Annotated in this window: 13 protein-coding genes; 6 read left to right on the forward strand and 7 right to left on the reverse strand. The window is 72.9% G+C overall.

Features of this window, described 5'->3' with window-relative positions; genetic code table 11:
- Window positions 1–69: 69 nt before the first annotated feature.
- From D0D15_RS09690 to D0D15_RS09705, 4 genes are read right to left on the reverse strand one after another with little or no spacing between them, the layout of a single operon-like run.
- Window positions 70–831: a glucose 1-dehydrogenase gene (locus D0D15_RS09690; RefSeq protein WP_094007529.1), complete on the reverse strand. Its 762-nt coding sequence runs from the start codon at window positions 829–831 to the stop codon at window positions 70–72.
- Complete coding sequence (locus D0D15_RS09695; RefSeq protein WP_094007528.1) at window positions 831–2,345, reverse strand: aldehyde dehydrogenase family protein; 1,515 nt, start codon at window positions 2,343–2,345, stop codon at window positions 831–833. Before D0D15_RS09695 ends, D0D15_RS09690 begins: the two co-directional genes overlap by 1 nt.
- Window positions 2,342–3,232 (reverse strand): 3-oxoacyl-ACP reductase, encoded by an 891-nt coding sequence (locus D0D15_RS09700; protein WP_094007527.1) that lies wholly within the window; start codon window positions 3,230–3,232, stop codon window positions 2,342–2,344. Before D0D15_RS09700 ends, D0D15_RS09695 begins: the two co-directional genes overlap by 4 nt.
- Before the next feature lie 53 nt (window positions 3,233–3,285).
- Window positions 3,286–3,477, reverse strand: coding sequence for a ferredoxin (locus D0D15_RS09705; protein ID WP_094007526.1), 192 nt, complete (start codon window positions 3,475–3,477; stop codon window positions 3,286–3,288).
- 105 nt (window positions 3,478–3,582) lie between these two features.
- Here D0D15_RS09705 and D0D15_RS09710 point away from each other — a divergent pair, with 105 nt between their 5' ends.
- From D0D15_RS09710 to D0D15_RS09720, 3 genes are read left to right on the forward strand one after another with little or no spacing between them, the layout of a single operon-like run.
- A complete protein-coding gene (locus D0D15_RS09710) occupies window positions 3,583–4,764 on the forward strand; it encodes an acyl-CoA dehydrogenase family protein (protein ID WP_094007525.1) in 1,182 nt (393 codons plus the stop codon).
- A gap of 10 nt (window positions 4,765–4,774) precedes the next feature.
- A complete protein-coding gene (locus D0D15_RS09715) occupies window positions 4,775–5,821 on the forward strand; it encodes an acyl-CoA dehydrogenase family protein (protein ID WP_094007524.1) in 1,047 nt (348 codons plus the stop codon).
- A complete protein-coding gene (locus tag D0D15_RS09720; protein WP_094007523.1) occupies window positions 5,818–7,347 on the forward strand; it encodes a long-chain-fatty-acid--CoA ligase in 1,530 nt (509 codons plus the stop codon). Before D0D15_RS09715 ends, D0D15_RS09720 begins: the two co-directional genes overlap by 4 nt.
- A 65-nt stretch (window positions 7,348–7,412) precedes the next feature.
- Here the strand turns inward: D0D15_RS09720 and D0D15_RS09725 are convergent, their stop codons facing one another.
- The gene (locus D0D15_RS09725) at window positions 7,413–10,040 is read right to left on the reverse strand and encodes a bifunctional acetate--CoA ligase family protein/GNAT family N-acetyltransferase (protein ID WP_115944380.1); all 2,628 of its coding nucleotides are present in this window, start codon (window positions 10,038–10,040) and stop codon (window positions 7,413–7,415) included.
- Window positions 10,041–10,671: 631 nt separating this feature from the next.
- Entirely contained in the window at window positions 10,672–11,841 is a 1,170-nt protein-coding gene (locus D0D15_RS09730) for an acetoin utilization protein AcuC (protein WP_094007522.1), read from the reverse strand.
- Window positions 11,842–11,945: 104 nt separating this feature from the next.
- On the opposite strand from D0D15_RS09730, the gene D0D15_RS09735 reads away from it, so the two are divergent.
- The 3 genes from D0D15_RS09735 to galE all read left to right on the forward strand — a co-directional run bounded on the left by D0D15_RS09735 (window position 11,946) and on the right by galE (window position 14,886).
- The gene (locus D0D15_RS09735) at window positions 11,946–12,641 is read left to right on the forward strand and encodes an iron-dependent transcriptional repressor DtxR (protein ID WP_020421072.1); all 696 of its coding nucleotides are present in this window, start codon (window positions 11,946–11,948) and stop codon (window positions 12,639–12,641) included.
- Window positions 12,638–13,810 (forward strand): galactokinase, encoded by a 1,173-nt coding sequence (gene galK, locus D0D15_RS09740; protein WP_094007521.1) that lies wholly within the window; start codon window positions 12,638–12,640, stop codon window positions 13,808–13,810. Before D0D15_RS09735 ends, galK begins: the two co-directional genes overlap by 4 nt.
- Window positions 13,811–13,896: 86 nt before the next feature.
- Window positions 13,897–14,886 (forward strand): UDP-glucose 4-epimerase GalE, encoded by a 990-nt coding sequence (galE, locus tag D0D15_RS09745; RefSeq protein ID WP_094007520.1) that lies wholly within the window; start codon window positions 13,897–13,899, stop codon window positions 14,884–14,886.
- An 893-nt stretch (window positions 14,887–15,779) separates the two neighbouring features.
- Here galE and D0D15_RS09750 read toward each other — a convergent pair.
- Window positions 15,780–16,862, reverse strand: a complete 1,083-nt coding sequence (locus tag D0D15_RS09750; RefSeq protein WP_094007519.1) for a DUF4192 domain-containing protein — start codon at window positions 16,860–16,862, stop codon at window positions 15,780–15,782.
- Window positions 16,863–17,062 lie beyond the last annotated feature (200 nt).

Raw genomic sequence — 17,062 nt, forward strand, 5'->3', positions numbered from 1 at the left:
TGAGTCTTACTCCCTGGCGGGAAACCGCTTTGCGTTAGCGGTGTTTACTTCGTATTCCCGTGAAGTCGATCACCCCTGGATGTTCAGTGCGTGGGTGGCGGTGGCCCCGCCGTCGGCGACGAACTCGGCGCCGGTGCAGTAGGAACTCTCGTCGGACGCCAGGAACACCGCGAGCTGCGCGATCTCGTCCGGCTCGCCGACCCGGCCCAGCGCGACCTTCTTGCCGACCCAGGACGTGTCGATCTCGGCCCCGCCCGCGGCGTCGGACACCATCTTGGTGTCGATCATGCCGGGATGGACCGAATTGACCCGGATCCCCTTGCGCCCCAGCTCCAGCGCGGCCACCTTCGTCATCCCCCGGATCGCGAACTTGCTCGCGGTGTAGGCGACGAGGAACGGCATGCCGGCCAGACCCTCCACAGAGGACACGTTGATGATCGAGCCGCCACCGGCCCGCGTCATCGGTTCAACGACCGAGCGCATCCCGAGAAACGCCCCGATCTGGTTGACCCCGATGACGCGTTCGTAATCGGCCAGTGACGTGTGCGCCAGCTCCGAGAAGTGCAGGATTCCCGCGTTGTTCACCAGCACGGTGAGCCCGCCGAACTCGTCCCCGGCCCGCTGGACCGCGGCGGCCCAGTCGTCCTCGCGCGAGACGTCCAGATGCTGGTAGACCGCACCGATCTCCCCGGCGAGCGCCTTGCCGTCGTCGTCGGCGACGTCGGCGACCATCACCTTCGCGCCCTCCTGCGTGAAGCGCCGCGCCGCGGCCGCGCCCTGTCCGCGGGCCGCGCCGGTGATCAGCGCGGCCTTCCCGTCGAGGCGTCCCATCACATCATCTCGTCGGTCAGCGGCAGGTACACCGACTTCAGCTCGGTGTAGGCCTCGATCGAGGACTTGCCGCCCTCCCGGCCCAGCCCGGACTGCTTGAAGCCGCCGAAGGGCAGGTGCGGCTCGATCTGGAAGCCGTTGATGCCGATCGTGCCGGCCCGCAGCTTGCGGGAGACCCGGAACGCGCGCTGGACGTCGGCGGTGAACAGGCCCGCGCCCAGGCCGTACTCGGTGTCGTTGGCCAGCCGCACGGCCTCGTCCTCGTCGGTGAACGGGACGACCGCGAGCACCGGGCCGAAGATCTCCTCCTGCGCGATGGTGGCGTGGTTGTCCACGTCGGCGAAGATGGTCGGGGCGACGAAGTTGCCGCCTGCCAGGTCGCCGCCGAGCCGTTCACCGCCGGTGACCAGGCGGGCGCCCTCGGCCTTGCCCTTCTCGATGTAGCCGAGCACGCGTTCCAGCTGCCTGGGGTTGATCAGCGGGCTGGCCATCACCCCCGGGTCGAACGGGTCGCCGTAGGTCATCGCCTGCGCCATGCCCTGGGCCGCGCCGAGGAACTCGTCGTAGACGTCGCGGTGCACCAGGGCGCGGGTGTTGGCGACGCACGCCTGCCCGGACAGCCCCATGGTGACGGCGCCAACGACCGTGGCGGCGGCCAGCGCGACGTTGGGCGCGTCGGCGAACACCAGCGCCGGGCTCTTGCCGCCGAGTTCGAGCGAGACCCGCTTGAGCGTGCCCGCGGAGGCCTCGACGATGTGCTTGCCCACCGCGCGGCTGCCGGTGAAGCTGACCTTGTCCACGCCGGGGTGCGTGATCAGTGCTTCACCGACCGGGTCGCCGGGGCCGGTGACGACGTTGAGCGTGCCGGCCGGCAGCCCGGCCTCCACGAGCAGCTCCACCATGCGCAGCACGGTGAACGTGCAGTACTCCGAAGGTTTGAGCACGATGGTGCACCCGGCCGCGAGCGCCGGGGCGACCTTCTGCGCGAACAGCAGGAACGGCGCGTTCCACGGCAGGATCGCCGCGACCACGCCGATCGGCTCGCGGAAGGTCATCGCCAGGTGGTCGCCGCCCTGGTACGGGGTCAGGGTCTCGCCGCCGAGCTTGTCGACCCAGCCGGCGTGGTGGTCGAACACGTCCGCCGCGGCGCCGACCGAGGTCGCGTAGATCGTGCTGCTGAACGACAGCGGCACCGAGTTGTCCAGTGCCTGCAACGCGCGCAGCTCCTCGGCGTGCTCGCGCAGCAGGTCGGCGTACCGGTGCAGCACCGCGACCCGGGTGCTCGCGCGGGACTGGGACCAGGCGCCGGACTCGAAGGCCACGCGCGCCGAGGCGACCGCGGCGTCGACGTCGGCCTCGGTGGCGATGGCGAACTCGCCGATCTCCTCGCCGGTGGCCGGGTGCCGGTGGGTCCAGGACTCGCTGCCGGCGCCCGGGCCCCACTGGCCGTCGAGGTAGAGCTGACCGGTCTTGAGGCCGACGGATTCGCGGTGCGGCTGCACGGTGAGTGTCATGGGAGCTCCAGGATCTCGGTGGCGGCGAACATGGTCTCGGGGTCACGGCCGGCGAAGTGCGCGCCCACGGTGGTGTCCAGCTCCTCGGCCGTCCACAGCGGACCGGTGGTGTCGAACCGCTGCTCGACGGCGGGTGGTTTGAGCAACGCGACCATGCCGCCGTGCACCACGAACACCTGGCCGTTGATGCGCTCCGCCTTCGCCGACGCGAGGAACGCGACGAACGGGGCGACGTGGTCCACCGACAGCGGGTCGGTGCCGCCGTCCGGCGCGTCGCCGAAGACGTCCGCGGTCATCGCGGTGCGCGCGCGGGGGCAGATGGCGTTGGCCCGCACGCCGTACCGCGCGGCGCCCCGGGCGGTGGCGACGGTGAGGCCCACGATCCCCGCCTTGGCCGCCGCGTAGTTGGGCTGACCGGCGGATCCGACGAGGAACGCCTCGGAGGCGGTGTTGACGATCCGCGCGAACACCGGTCGCCCGGTCTCCTTGGACTGCTTGCGCCAGTGCGCGGTGGCGTTGCGGGACAACAGGAAGTGGCCCCGCAGGTGCACCCGGATCACGGTGTCCCACTCGTCGTCGGACATCGAGAAGAGCATCCGGTCGCGCAGCACCCCGGCGTTGTTGACGACGACGTGCAGCCCGCCGAAGTGGCCGAGCGCGGCTTCGACGAGGGCGTCGGCGGTGGCGCGCTCGCCCACGTCCCCGGTGACGAGCAGCGCCCGGCCGCCCTCGGCCTCGATCTCGTCGACGACGGTCTTGGCGGTTTCGGCGACGTCGTTGACGACCACCGCGGCACCCGAACGGGCCAGCGCGAGCGCCTCCGCCCGGCCCAGTCCCGCCCCGGCGCCGGTCACGATCGCCACCCGCGGTTCCCTCGCAGCATCCACGACGGTCAGACTAGAATCTGTTCTCGTTCCGGACAAGCCCCAGTTTCTGCCGTTTACCCGACCGTGAACAGCGCATTCTTCGGGCAGGCCGCGATCGCCTGCGAAACACGTTCTACTTCAGATTCCGGTACCGACGAGTGGATGATGCGCAACTCCTCGTCCTCGTCCAGCTCGAACACGGCGGGCGCGAACCTGATGCACACCTCGTTCGCCTCGCACAGCGACCGGTCGACGGCGACCTCCATGGCTTTCCTCCTCGGCGGCGGAGCTGATAGAAATAGAACGTGTTCTAGACTAGCGCCATGGACCGGTCTGCTTCCAGCAACGACCGGGCGGGCCGGAGGTGACGCATGCGGATCAGCTACACGCCCGACCAGGAGGAACTGCGCGGCGAACTGCGCGACTACTTCGCCCGGCTGATGACCCCGGAGCGGCGGGAGGCGCTGACCGGGGACGGCGGCGAGTACGGGGATGGCAAGGCCTACAAGGAAATCGTGCGTGAGCTGGGCCGGGACGGGTGGCTCGCGATCGGGTGGCCGGAGGAGTACGGCGGGCAGGCCCGGCCGATGCTCGACCAGCTGATCTTCACCGACGAGGCGGCCGTGGCCGGGGTGCCGGTGCCGTTCCTGACGGTCAACACGATCGGCCCCACGATCATGCGGTTCGGCACGCCCGAGCAGAAGACGTTCTACCTGCCCCGCATCGCCGCCGGGGAGCTGCACTTCTCGATCGGCTACTCCGAGCCGGAGGCCGGGACCGACCTGGCGTCGCTGCGCACCCGCGCGGTCCGCGACGGCGACTCCTACGTGATCACCGGCCAGAAGATGTGGACGAGCCTGATCGAGTACGCCGACTACGTGTGGCTGGCCGCGCGCACCGATCCGGACGCGAAGCGGCACAAGGGGCTGAGCATCCTGGTGGTGCCCACCGACGCGCCCGGGATCTCCTGGACCAAGGTGCGCACCGTCGCCGGGCCCGGCACGAGCGCGACCTTCTACGACGGCGTGCGGGTGCCGGTGTCCGCCCGGATCGCCGACGAGAACGCCGGCTGGCCGCTCATCACGAACCAGCTCAACCACGAGCGGGTCGCGCTGACCTCGGCCGCGCCGATCATCGCGGCACTGGACGAGGTGCGGAGGTGGGCGCGGGAGACCAAGCAGCCGGACGGCAGCCGGGTCATCGACGCCGGGTGGGTCCGCACGCACCTGGCCCGCGTGCACGCCCACGCCGAGTACCTGAAGCTGCGCAACTGGCGGATCGCGTGGGCGGCCGGGTCGGGCGAGCTGGGCGCGGCGGAGGCGTCGGCGACGAAGGTGTTCGGCACGGAGCTGGCGATCGAGGCGTACCGGCTGCTGATGGAGGTCGTCGGGCCGGGCGCGGTGGTGCGTGCCGGCTCCCCCGGCGCCGTGCTGCGCGGACGGCTGGAACGCGCGCACCGCTCGGCGCTGATCCTGACCTTCGGCGGCGGCACGAACGAGATCCAGCGCGACCTGATCGCCGCGACCGCCCTGTCCCTGCCCGTGACCCGCTGAGGAGGAACCCGTGGACTTCGCGCTGAGTGAGGACGTCACCGAGCTGGCCTCGCTCGTCCGGCGGATCCTGGGCGAGCGGGCGACGCCGAGCGCCCACGGCTCGGGTGGGTTCGATCGGGCGGCTTGGGCGGAGCTGGCACGGGCGGGGGTGATCGACGCGGCGCTCCCGGCCGCGGTCGGCGGCGGTGGCCTGGGTCTGCTCGGGCAGTGCGCGGTGCTGACCGAGATCGGCCGGGCGGTCGCCGAGGTGCCGTACCTGCCGACCGTGGTGGCGGCGTCCGCGATCGCCGAGGCCGGCGACGGGCGGCTGATCGAGCGGTGGGTGGTGCCGGCGGTGCGCGGCCGGGCGGTGCTGGCCCTGGCCCTGCCGGACGCGGGTGCGCCGTGCGGGTTCACGGCGGACGGCGACGGCGGCGGCTGGCGGGTCTCCGGGGCGCAGACGGCGGTGCCGTTCGCCGCGTTCGCCGATGCGCTGGTCGTGCCCGCGCACACGCCGGAGGGCACCGCGGTGTTCGTGGTGGACGCGGACGGGGTGCAGCCGCAGAGCGTGGTCGACCACGCGGACGCCGGCCTGGTCGAACTGGCCGGGGCCCCGGCTACGCGCCTGGCTCTTCCCGAGGCGTGGGTGCGCGAGCGGGCGACGGTCGGGTTGTGCGCGCAGCAGCTCGGGGTGCTGGAGAGCGCGTTGCACCGCACGGCCGAGTACGCGCGCTCGCGGGAGCAGTTCGGGCACGCGATCGGGGCGTTCCAGGCGGTGCGGCAGCGGCTCGCGGACGGCTACATCGACGTGGAGGCCGTGCGGCTGACGCTGTGGCAGGCCGCGTGGCGCCTGTCCGAGGGGCTGCCGGCAGGCGAGGAGGTCGCGACCGCGAAGTACTGGGCCGCCGAGGCCGGGCACCGGGTCGCGCACACCGCGGTCCACGTGCACGGCGGCGTCGGCATCGACACCGAAGGCGACCTGCACCGGTACTTCGTCGCGGCCAAGCGGCTGGAGTTCACCCTCGGCGGGGCCACGGCGCAGCTGCGGGTGCTGGGCGACCTGCTCGCGGCGTCATGACGGTCACCGATCTGCTGCTGGCCCGCGCCGAGGACGACGGCCCGGGGTTGCGGTTCGAGGACGCGTCGTGGACGTGGCGGGAACACGTGCAGCAGTGCGCGGATCACGCGGCGGTGTTGCGGTCGCTGCTCACCGGGCCGGTGAAGCACGTGGGTGTGCTGGCGGACAACGTGCCGTCGTTCTCGTTCCTGCTCGGCGGGTGCGCGTTCGCGGGTGCGGTGCTGGTGGGGCTGAACCCGACGCGCCGGGGTGCGGCGCTGGAGCGGGACATCCGGCTCGCGGACTGCCAGCTGGTGCTCACCGAGGGGCGGCACGCGTCGCTGCTGTCCGGCATCGACGTCCCGGTGCTGGACCTGGACGGGCCGGAGTGGGCTTCGTTGCTGGCCTCGTGCGCGGGGTCTCCGCTGTCCCCGGTGGCCGCGACGCCCGCGGATCTGCTGATGCTCATCTTCACCTCCGGCACCAGCGGCGATCCGAAGGCGGTGCGGTGCACGCACGAGAAGATCGCGTTCCCCGGGCAGATGCTCGCCACCCGGTTCGGGTTGTCCACATCGGACTGCATCTACCTGTCGATGCCGATGTTCCACTCGAACGCGATCATGGCCGGCTGGTCGGTGGGGCTGGCCGCCGGGGCGACGCTGGCGATGCGGCGGCGGTTCTCGGCGTCCGGGTTCCTGCCGGACGTGCGGCGGTTCGGCGCCACCTACGCGAACTACGTCGGCAAGCCGCTGTCGTACGTGCTCGCGACGCCGGAGTTGCCGGACGACGCCGACAACCCGCTGCGGATCGTGTACGGCAACGAGGGCGCGGAAGCGGATCTGGCCGAGTTCGGGCGGCGGTTCGGCTGTCACGTCGTGGACGCGTTCGGCTCGACCGAGGGCGGGATCGGCTTCGCCCGGACGCCGGACACGCCGGCGGGTTCGCTGGGCCGGCTGCCCGAGGGAGTGTCTGTGCTGGACCCGGAAACCGGCTCGGTGTGCCCGCCCGGCGTGGTCGGGGAACTGGTGAACACCGCCGGCGCGGGTGCGTTCGCGGGCTACTACAAGAACCCGGAGGCGGACGCCGAGCGCCTGCGCGACGGGCGGTACCACACGGGCGACCTGGCGTACGTGGACGAGAACGGGTTCTGCTTCTTCGCCGGCCGGCTGGGCGACTGGCTGCGGGTCGACGGGGAGAACCTGGGCACCGCGCCGATCGAGCGGATCCTGCTGCGCCACCCGGCGATCGCGGAGGCGGCGGTGTACGCCGTGCCGGACCCCGCGGTCGGTGACCAGGTGATGGCCGCGCTCGTGTTGTCGGGGCCGCTGACGCCCGGGGAGTTCGGCTCGTTCCTGGCGGCGCAACCGGACCTCGGCCCGAAGCAGCTGCCCCGGTTCGTGCGCCTCGTCTCGGAACTCCCCCGGACGTCGACGTACAAGGTGGCGAAACGGCGGCTGGCCGCGGAGGGGACGGGCTGCTCGGACCCGGTCTGGTCACGTACCGGCAAGGACTGCGTGTACGCCCCCCGGCCGACGGTGCGACCGTAGCGTGGCGGTATCGGTGGGGTTCACGCACTGAACCTGCTCCCCACCGCGGGCCTCTCCCCGGCGGCTCAGAACCGCACGTTGATCGGCCGCAGGCGCCGGGGTCCGGTGTCCGGCCGGGCGGGCGGCGGGCCCAGCACGATGCGCGCGTTGGCGACGAACGCCCCCTCCGGCGAAGCCATCACCGGGTCCAGCGTCAGCGCCCGCACCTCCGGGTGGTCCTCCGCCAGCGCCGCCACCCGCAGCACCATGTCCTGCAGCGCGGCCAGGTCCGCCGGCTCGTCGCCGCGGTAGCCGGTCAGCAGCGGGGCGCTCTTCGGCTCCCGGATGAGCGTCGCGGCGTCCACGTCGGTCAGCGGCACCGCCCGGTACGCCCGGTCCCCCAGCAGCGTGCTCACCAGCCCGGACAGCCCGAACGACACCAGGCTGCCGAACGACGGGTCGTCCTGCAGCCCGATCAGGCACGAGATGCCCTTCGGCGCCATCTTCTGCACGTAGACGTCCTGCTCGCCGGACACCTCGCTCAGGTCCTCGTACCCGCGCCGCACCGCGTCGGGCGAGGCCAGGTCCAGTCGCACGCCCGCGAGGTCCGGCCGTCCGCGCAACCGCTCGTCCACGGCCTTCACCGTCACCGGGTAGCCCAGCTCCTCGGCGGCCTCGACCGCGCCCTCGGCGCTGGACACCATCCGGAACGGCACCACGTCGATCCCGTAGCACCCGAGCAGCCGCACGATGTCGGCGTCCTCCAGCACGACGTTCTTGTCACCGCCGGCCAGGATGTCCCGCACGACCTGCTCCGCCTGCTCGACGTGCAGCCCGTCGGGGCGGATCAGCGTGCCCTGCGGCCGCTGCCGCCACGCCGCGTACCGCACGACCTTCGCCAGCGCGTTCACCGCGCGCTCGGGGCTCGGGTAGGACGGGATCGACCCGCGGCCGGGGGCGCCGTCCGGGCCGGGCACGGCCAGCTCCGCCGGCTCGCCCTCGGCGGCGAGGAACGTCGAGACGATCGGTTTGCCCTGGTCCAGCTCCTGCGCCGCCTCGCGCAGCGCCCGCGCGTAGGTGCTGCCCGGGATCGACAGCGGCGGCACGAACACCGCGACCAGCGCGTCGGTCTCCGGGTTGTTCAGCGCCTCCCGCACCGCGGCGGCGAAGTCGTCCGGACCGGCCTGCGGCCCGACGTCGACCGGGTCGAACGCCAGCCGCAGCCCCTGCGCGCGGGCGGTGTCGGCGGCGAGCAGGCCGATCGCGCTGGAGTTGCCGACGATCCCGATCCGCGGGCCCGCGGGCAGCGGCTGGTGCGCGAACACCAGGGCGGTGTCGAACAGCTGCGCCAGCGTCTCCACCCGCACCACGCCGGCCTGCTCGAACAGAGCCTGCACGCTCGACTCGTCGACCTCGGCGGAGGTCGCGGCCAGCTGCGGGCGGACGGCGTGCCGGCCGGACTTCACCGCGACGATCGGCTTGCTGCGGCCCAGCCGCCGCGCCAGCCGCGCGAACTTGCGCGGATTGCCGAACGATTCGAGGTAGAGCAGGACGAGGTCGGTGTTGGAGTCGGTCTCCCAGTACTGCAGCAGGTCGTTGCCCGAGACGTCGGCGCGGTTGCCTGCGGAGACGAACGTCGACAGGCCCAGGCCGCGCGCCTCCGCGTCGGCGAGGATCGCGGTGCCCAGCGCACCGGACTGGCAGAAGAAGCCGGCGCGGCCGCGTTTGGGCAGGCGCGGGGCGAGGGTGGCGTTGAGCCGCACGGCCGGGTCGGTGTTGAGCACGCCGAGGGCGTTCGGGCCGACCACGCGCATGCCGTGTGCGCGGGCCTCGCCGACCAGGCGCAGCTCGGCGTGCAGGCCGTGCGGTCCGGCCTCGCCGAACCCGGCGGTGACGATCAGCAACGTCTTGACACCCTTGGCGAGGGCACCGTCCAACACGGACTCCACCTGGTCGGCGGGGACCGCGACCACGGCGAGGTCCACCGGGTCCGGGATGTCCACAACGGACGGATAGGCGCGCACCCCGCGCACCGATCGGTGCTCCGGGTTGACCGGGTAGACGGTGCCGGCGAAGTCCGCGGCGAGCAGGTTCGACAGGACCGAGTAACCGACCTTGGTGGGGTCGGCGGAGGCACCGATCACGGCCACCGACCGCGGGTGCAGCAGGTTGTAGACGCTACGCGCCTCGGCGGCCTGTTCCCGCGCCCGAGCGACGGCGAGGGACTCCTCGGTGGGGTCGATGTCGAACTCCAGGTGCAGCACGCCCTCCTCGATGGCGCGGCTGACCTGGTAGCCGGCGTCGCGGAAGACCCGCACCATGGCGGCGTTCTCGGCGAGGACCTCGGCGACGAACCGGCGCAGACCGCTCTCGGAGGCGGCCGCGGCCAGGTGTTCCAGCAGGATCGACCCGACGCCGCGCCCCTGGTGAGCGTCGTCGACGACGAACGCCACCTCGGCCGACGGCCCGTGCCCGAGCCGCTCGTACCGCCCCACGGCGATGATGTCGTCGCCGAGCAGGGCGACGAACGCGACCCGGTCGTGGTGGTCCACGACGGAGAACCGCTCGAGATCCCGCTGCGGGATGCGCGGGTAGGCGCCGAAGTAGCGCAGGTACCGGGTGCGCTCGGAAAGCTTGCCGTGGAAGGAGACGAGGGCGTCGGCGTCACTGGGGATGATGGGTCGCAAGTGGACGGTGCCGCCGTCACTGAGCAGAACGTCGGCCTCCCAGTGGCGGGGGTAGTCATAGGGATCGCGGGGCCCGTGCTTGTCACGGTTCGCGCCACCACGCTCGGCGTCGAGCTCAGCCGCCCCACGGTCAGCACCACCGCGCTCGGCACCGGGCTCACCCGCCCCACCCCCAGCACGAGGCTCAGGGCCACCACTGCCAACACCATCGCGCCCAGCACCACCAGGCTCGGCACCCGGCCCAGCCGCACCACGCTCGGCACCACCGCGCTCAGAATCGGGCTCAGCGCCACCGCTCCCAGCACCAGCAGGCCCACCGCCACCGCGCTCTGCGCCAGGCTCAGCCGCACCGCGCCCAGCGCCACCAAGTCCAGCGCCACCAAGTCCAGCACCACCGCGGTCGGCACCTGCGGGCCCAGCGCCACCGCTACCCCTGGGGCCGGTCTCGCCCGGCTGCTTCCGGTCGCCGCCGCCGCTCCGGCTCTCACCGGGCCCGCCGGCCGAGGCCCGGTGCGCGCCGGCCTCGCCGCGGGGCCCGCCGGTCCACCGCTGCTCCGCCCCGCTCAGGCCGTGAGCGGTCCCGCCGGGTTCGTCCTCGTGCGCGCCGCCGGGCGTGTCGGTCCTGCTCATCTCACGTCGATTCCTCGGCTCGGTCGGGTCAGTCCCTCGGGTCGTCGGGGTCGAGGCCGTGCAGCGGGAACACCGCGCGGCGCGTGTCCCGGATCGCGACGTCGACCGGGTCGTCCACCCCGTCGCCCCAGGCGCGGAACGCGGTGTCCCGCCCGTCGGTCATCTCCGGCGGCACCTCGGCGCTCGGCGCGGCCCTCAGGACCGTGCTGACCCAGTTGGGCGGCAGCGGCGTCTCGGGCTTCACGTCTCGGTCGAGCACCGTCGCCATCAGGTGCGTCCACGACCGCGGCACCACCCGGATCAGCTGGTACCCGCCACCGCCGACGGCGAGCCACCGGCCCTCGGTGTGGCGCTCGGCGAGGTCACGCAGAGTAGCGTAGATCGTCCGGTGTCCGTCGACCGAGAGCGCGAGGTCGGCCAGGGGGTCCTCCTCGTGCGAGTCCACGCCGCACTGGGTGACCAGGATCTGCGGCCGGAACACCTCGAGCAGGGACGGCACGACCGCGTGGAAGGCGCGCAGCCACCCGGCGTCGCGCGTGCCCGGCGGCAGCGGGACGTTCACCGACGTGCCCTCGGCCTCGCCGGACCCGGTTTCGGCGCTGTACCCGGTGCCCGGCCACAGGGTGAACGGGTGCTGGTGCAGCGAGACGGTGAGCACGCGGGGGTCGCCGTAGAAGGCGGCCTGCACGCCGTCGCCGTGGTGGACGTCGGTGTCGATGTAGGCGATGCGGTCGAAACCGTGGTCGAGCAGCCAGGAGACGGCGACCGCGCAGTCGTTGTAGACGCAGAAGCCCGCGGCGTGGTCGCGCATGGCGTGGTGCAGGCCACCCGCGATGTTCACCGCGCGGCGCGCCTCCCCGTCGGCGATCTTGCGGGCGCCGAGCAGGGTCGAGCCGACCACCAGGGCGGAGGCGTCGTGCATGTCGCTGAACACCGGGTTGTCGGCGGTGCCGAGGCCGTGGCCGACGTCCCAGCCCGCGGTCGGCGCCAGCTTGACCGCCGCCAGGTACTCCTCAGCGTGGATGCGGTACAACTCGGTATCGGTGGCGGGCTCGGGCACGAGCAGTTCCACGCCGTCGAGGACCCCCAGCTCGGTGGCGAGCCGCACGGTGAGGTCGAGCCGGACCGGGTTGAACGGGTGCTCACCGCCGAGGTCGTAACCGAGGAGGGCGGGATCCCAGACGACGGCGGGCTGCATGACGTCCGATGGTAGCCGTGAGGAGCGGGATTATCCTCCCGGTCACCTGGGGTGACCGTCGCCCGGAACGACTACCATGGATTGTCGCGGACGAAGGGGACATCGTGAACGATCTCATCGACACCACAGAGATGTACTTGAAGACCATCTTCGAGCTCGAAGAGGAAGGTGTCGTACCGCTGCGCGCCCGCATCGCCGAACGGCTGCAGCAGAGCGGTCCGACAGTCAGCCAGACGGTGGCCCGCATGGAACGCGACGGGCTGGTGCGCGTCGCCGACGACCGCCACCTGCAGCTCACCGACCACGGGCGGGAGCTCGCCATCGCCGTCATGCGCAAGCACCGCCTCGCGGAGCGGCTGCTGCTCGACGTGATCGGCCTGGAGTGGGAGCACGTGCACACCGAGGCCTGCCACTGGGAGCACGTCATGAGCGAGGCGGTGGAGCGCAAGCTGGTCCGGCTGCTCGACCACCCGACCACCTCACCCTACGGCAACCCGATCCCCGGTCTGGACAAGCTCGGCGAGGGCGGGCTGCCCGCGCCGCCGGCCGAGGCCGACCTGGTGCGGCTGGACGACTTCGCGCGCTCCGGCGGCGGCAAGGCGGAGATCCGGCGCCTGGCCGAGCACATCCAGCTCGACGAGAAGCTGATGGTCGACCTGAAGAAGGCGGGAGTCGCCCCCGGCAGCGTCGTGTCGGTGCGCCGCGCGGACGGCGGCGGCACCGCCGAGCTGACCGGTGAGCTCGGCGCGGTCCAGGTGCCCATGTCGGTGCTGCACGCGGTTCTGGCGCAGGCCAAGTGAGCTCCGCGAGCGAGGCCGCGGAGGCGTTCCGGTCCGTGCACGGGCGGGCCCCGGCCGGGGTGTGGTCGGCGCCCGGCCGGGTCAACCTCATCGGCGAGCACACCGACTACAACGACGGTTTCGTGCTGCCGTTCGCCCTGCCGCACCGGCTGGCCGCCGCCGCGTCCCCGCGGACCGACCAGGTCCTCACCGTGTCCACCCTCGGCTCCGATGGACGCATCCAGGAAGCCGAGCCGGTCACGATCCCCGACCTGCGTCCCGGTGGTGTCGACGGCTGGGCCGCGTACCCGGCCGGCGTGGCGTGGGTGCTGCGGGACCACGGCGTCGAGCGCGGCGCCGATGTCGTGCTGGCCGGTGACGTCCCCACCGGCGCCGGGCTGTCCTCCTCCGCCGCGCTGGAGTGCGCGGTGGCGCTGGCCCTGCTGGGGCTGGCCGGTGAGGACGACCCGGGGCTGGAACGGCGGGCCGAGATCGCCCGCTGGGCCCAGCGCGCCGAGAACGACTTCGTCGGCGTCCCGACGGGCGTGCTCGACCAGACCGCGTCGCTGTGCTGCGCCGACGGGCACGTGCTGTTCCTCGACGTCCGCTCGGGCGACATGGAACAGGTGCCCTTCGACGCCGCGGCCGCGGGCCTGCGCATCCTGGCCATCGACACGCGCGTCAAGCACGCCCACAGCGAGAGCGGCTACGGCGAGCGCCGCAAGGGCACCGAACGCGCCGCCGACCTGCTCGGCGTCAAGGCGCTGCGGGACGTGGGCCCGGACGACCTGGCCGGCGCGCTCGCGCGGCTGCCCGCCGACCTCGGCCCGCTCGTCCGTCACATCGTGACGGAGAACCAGCGTGTGCTCGACGTCGTCGCCCTGCTCCGCGACGGCCGGATCGGCGACATCGGCCCGCTGCTGACCGCCTCGCACGTCAGCATGCGCGACGACTACCGCATCTCCTGCCCGGAACTGGACCTCGCGGTGGACGTGGCCAACGCCAGCGGCGCCCTCGGCGCGCGGATGACCGGCGGCGGGTTCGGCGGCACCGCGATCGCCCTCGTGCCGGAGTCCGCTGTGGACACCGTGGAGGCGGCTGTCATGGCGGCCTTCGACCGCGCGGGCTACCGCGCGCCGCGTGCCTTCGTGGCGGTCCCGTCCCCCGGCGCACGTCGCGACGAGCTGTAGCCCGGGCGGGCCGAGCCTGTGCGTGGCTCACAGGTCGATGGTCCACACTGGCGGACACCTCCTTTTCGTTCTCGAGAAAGGCTTCGATGGCTTCCGACTCCTCCCGCCTCAAGCTGATCGTCACGGGCGGTGCCGGTTACGTGGGCAGTGTGTGCACGGCCCGTCTGCTGGAAGCCGGGCACGAGGTCGTCGTGGTGGACGACCTGTCCACCGGCCACGCGGACGCCGTCCCCGACGGCGCGCGCTTCGTCGAGGGCGACGCCGCCGACGCGACGGCGTCCCTGCTCGGCGAGGGCTTCGACGGCGTGCTGCACTTCGCGGCGAAGTCCCTCGTCGGCGAGTCGATGCAGGACCCGGCCAAGTACTGGCACGGGAACGTGATCACCTCCATCCGGTTGCTCGACGCGATGCGTGCGCACGGCACGCCTCGCCTGGTGTTCTCCTCGACGGCGGCGACCTACGGCGAGCCGGAGCGCAGCCCGATCCCGGAAACCGCGCCGACGATGCCGACCAACACCTACGGCGCGTCGAAGCTGGCCATCGACCACGCGATCACCAGCTACGCGCGGGCCCACGGGCTGGCCGCCGTGAGCCTGCGGTACTTCAACGTCGCCGGCGCCTACGGCCGCTACGGGGAGCGGCACACCACCGAGACCCACCTGATCCCGCTGGTGCTGCAGGTCGCCACCGGGGACCGGCCGCAGGTCAGCATCTTCGGCGAGGACTACCCCACCGACGACGGGACGGCCATCCGCGACTACATCCACGTCGCCGACCTCGCCGACGCCCACCTGCTCGCGCTGACGCACGCGCGGGCCGGTGAGCACCGCATCTACAACCTGGGCAACGGCACCGGGTTCTCCGTGCGCCAGGTCATCGAGGCCTGCCGGGCGGTCACCGGGCACCCGATCCCGGCCGAGGTGGCGCCCCGCCGGGCCGGCGACCCCGCGATCCTCGTGGCGGCCAGCGACCGGGCGCGCGAGGAGCTCGGCTGGAAGCCCGAGCGCGCCGACCTGGAAGCCATCGTCCGCGACGCGTGGCGCTTCACCCAGGAGCGGCAGGCGCTCGGGGGCTGAGGCGCCCGGTTCTGCCGGTGGTGCCGCGGCTCGCGGGGCGTGGTGAGCGGGATGCGGCTGGGGTTGTGGCGGCCGGTTGCCGGTGGTGCCGCCGGTCGGGTTTCCGGTGCGGGGCTGGCCCTTGGGTGAGCATGCCTGCCGACGTCCGGCGGGACCTGAACTGCCGGAGGCTCCCGCGCTGGTGCCGCAGCGCAGTAGCTCCCGACCGGCAGGCCCCTCCGAGGGCTGACGCCCTGGGCCGGCCCCGCGACAGCAGCCATCGGCTCCCCCGTCCAGGGCGCATGTCCCGGTGGGTCCCGCAGCTGCTGCTCGGAGGGTGAGGCTCTCGGCCGTGCCGATGCTCCTGCGGCTGGTGCCGCAGGACAGTGGCTCCCGGTAGGCAGCCGGGAGCGGCTCACACGGGGGGAGTCCGGTAACGACCACGCCGCGCGCAACCCGACAGCGGCCCACGCCGTACGCAGCCGGGGACCGGCCCACGCCGTACGTAGCCGGAAAGCACACACCGTCGGCAACCCGACCCCTACGCAACCAGGGAGCGGCCCGCGCCGCGGGCAACCCGACAGCGGCCGACGCCGTAGGGAACCTGGGAGCTGCCCACCCCGGGCGACCCAGGAGTGGGCCACGCCGTACGCAGCCGGGGAGCGGCCTACGCCGCAGGCAACCGGTTAGCGGACCGCGCCGTAGGCAGCCGGGGAGCGGCTCACACCGCAGGGAGGCAGGCCCAGGCAGCCGCCGCTCAGAGTTGAAGGGGCTGGGCTTCCCGGTGCGGCTGCGCTGGGGACGCATCCGCTGTGACTCCCTGTCGTCAGTCGCGTGTTGCGGTGATGTCCTGGCTGCGGTCCTGGGTGCAGGCCGCCAGCTCGACATTCCCTCCGGGGCCGGCGCTGCCGGGCTTACGGGGGTGGCGGCATCAAGCCTCCCTCCTGGCAGTGGCTCAGCCGGCGTAGTGCGTCGGGTGGGAGTTGGCGCGTCAGGCAGATCTGGAGCAGCTCCGCGAGGCGGTGGCCGGGGTGAGCGGCGAGGGCGTTGTCGAACGCGAGGGCGGCCAGGACGCCGTCACCGCGGCGGTAGGCCGCGTAGCCGAGCAGCACGGCCGCCTCGGCGCGTTCCGGGGGCGGGGTGCGGCGCACCAGTTCCAGCCACAGGCGTTCGGCCGCGGCCGCCGGGGGTTCGCCGGGTGGTTCGGCCGTCGTGAGGCAACGGTCGCGCACCCTGAGGTCCGACAAGGCCATCGCCAGGGACACGACGTCCTCGTCGCTCAGGTCGAAATCACCCGCCACGGCCCGGGCCAGCGCGGCACGGACCACGGCGACGTGCCCGGCCGGCTCCGCCACACCGGACGACCCCATCGCGGGCGCATCCGGCCTCGCGTCGTCGGCCGCTGCTGCCAGCAACCGATCCCGGCGCTCGATCGCGGCCGGGTCGTCCGGGTCGAGCTGCCGCGCCAGCTCCTCCCGGCTGCCGTAGGTCACCTGGCCGTTCGCCGCCATGGCCGCGGCCAGCACCGTCTCCCGATCGTCCGGCAGGACGCCCGGCCGGCAGTCCTCGTGGTAGCACCGCCACGGCGCGCCGCCGCGGATCTCCGGCACCCACAGGGCGTGGTCGACCGGCCGCCCGGCGGCCTCGCACTCGGCGACGAGCCGGTGGGCCAGGCGGTGGTGCGGCAGCGTGCCCGGCGGCGCGCGGTGGCCGGGACGGCAGCCGACGATGAGGACCGTCACCCCGGCGCCGGGATGTCGGAGCACGCAGCGCACGAGCTCGCGCGTCGCGTCCGGCTCGCACGTCTCGTCCGGCAGATCCGCGCGGATCACCGGGATGATCCTGCGCTTCCTGCCCCGGCTGTGGTTGAGCAGGACGACGGACGGCCCGGGCCGGTACGACAGCAGGTGCGGAACCGCCGCGATGAGTTCGCCGGGGTCGGAGATGCGGACGGTGATCCGGCCGTCCGTGCCGGTGCTGGTGGTCGTGGATGTCATGCACCCACTATGCGGCAGAAAACAGGCCGGGAAAGAACAGAACGAGATTCTGTGGATGGCTGAGGACGATGTGGACAACTCGCCGACCCCTGGAGCAGACGGCGGATTCTTGTCGGGGGTATGGGGTAAGGTGTGCGCCCCCGTGCCCGGTCCACAGTAGACCCGACCCGGCATGCCGATGACCGGCACGAAATCGTGTG

This window comes from Amycolatopsis thermalba (assembly GCF_003385215.1).
Lineage (GTDB): Bacteria > Actinomycetota > Actinomycetes > Mycobacteriales > Pseudonocardiaceae > Amycolatopsis_E > Amycolatopsis_E thermalba.

Bases quoted from the DNA above. Each gene is read 5' to 3' on its own strand.
- D0D15_RS09690 (WP_094007529.1), bottom strand. From the start codon at position 831: ATGGGACGCCTCGACGGGAAGGCCGCGCTGATCACCGGCGCGGCCCGC.
- D0D15_RS09695 (WP_094007528.1), bottom strand. From the start codon at position 2,345: ATGACACTCACCGTGCAGCCGCACCGCGAATCCGTCGGCCTCAAGACC.
- D0D15_RS09705 (WP_094007526.1), bottom strand. From the start codon at position 3,477: ATGGAGGTCGCCGTCGACCGGTCGCTGTGCGAGGCGAACGAGGTGTGC.
- D0D15_RS09710 (WP_094007525.1), top strand. From the start codon at position 3,583: ATGCGGATCAGCTACACGCCCGACCAGGAGGAACTGCGCGGCGAACTG.
- D0D15_RS09720 (WP_094007523.1), top strand. From the start codon at position 5,818: ATGACGGTCACCGATCTGCTGCTGGCCCGCGCCGAGGACGACGGCCCG.
- D0D15_RS09730 (WP_094007522.1), bottom strand. From the start codon at position 11,841: ATGCAGCCCGCCGTCGTCTGGGATCCCGCCCTCCTCGGTTACGACCTC.
- galE (WP_094007520.1), top strand. From the start codon at position 13,897: ATGGCTTCCGACTCCTCCCGCCTCAAGCTGATCGTCACGGGCGGTGCC.
- D0D15_RS09750 (WP_094007519.1), bottom strand. From the start codon at position 16,862: ATGACATCCACGACCACCAGCACCGGCACGGACGGCCGGATCACCGTC.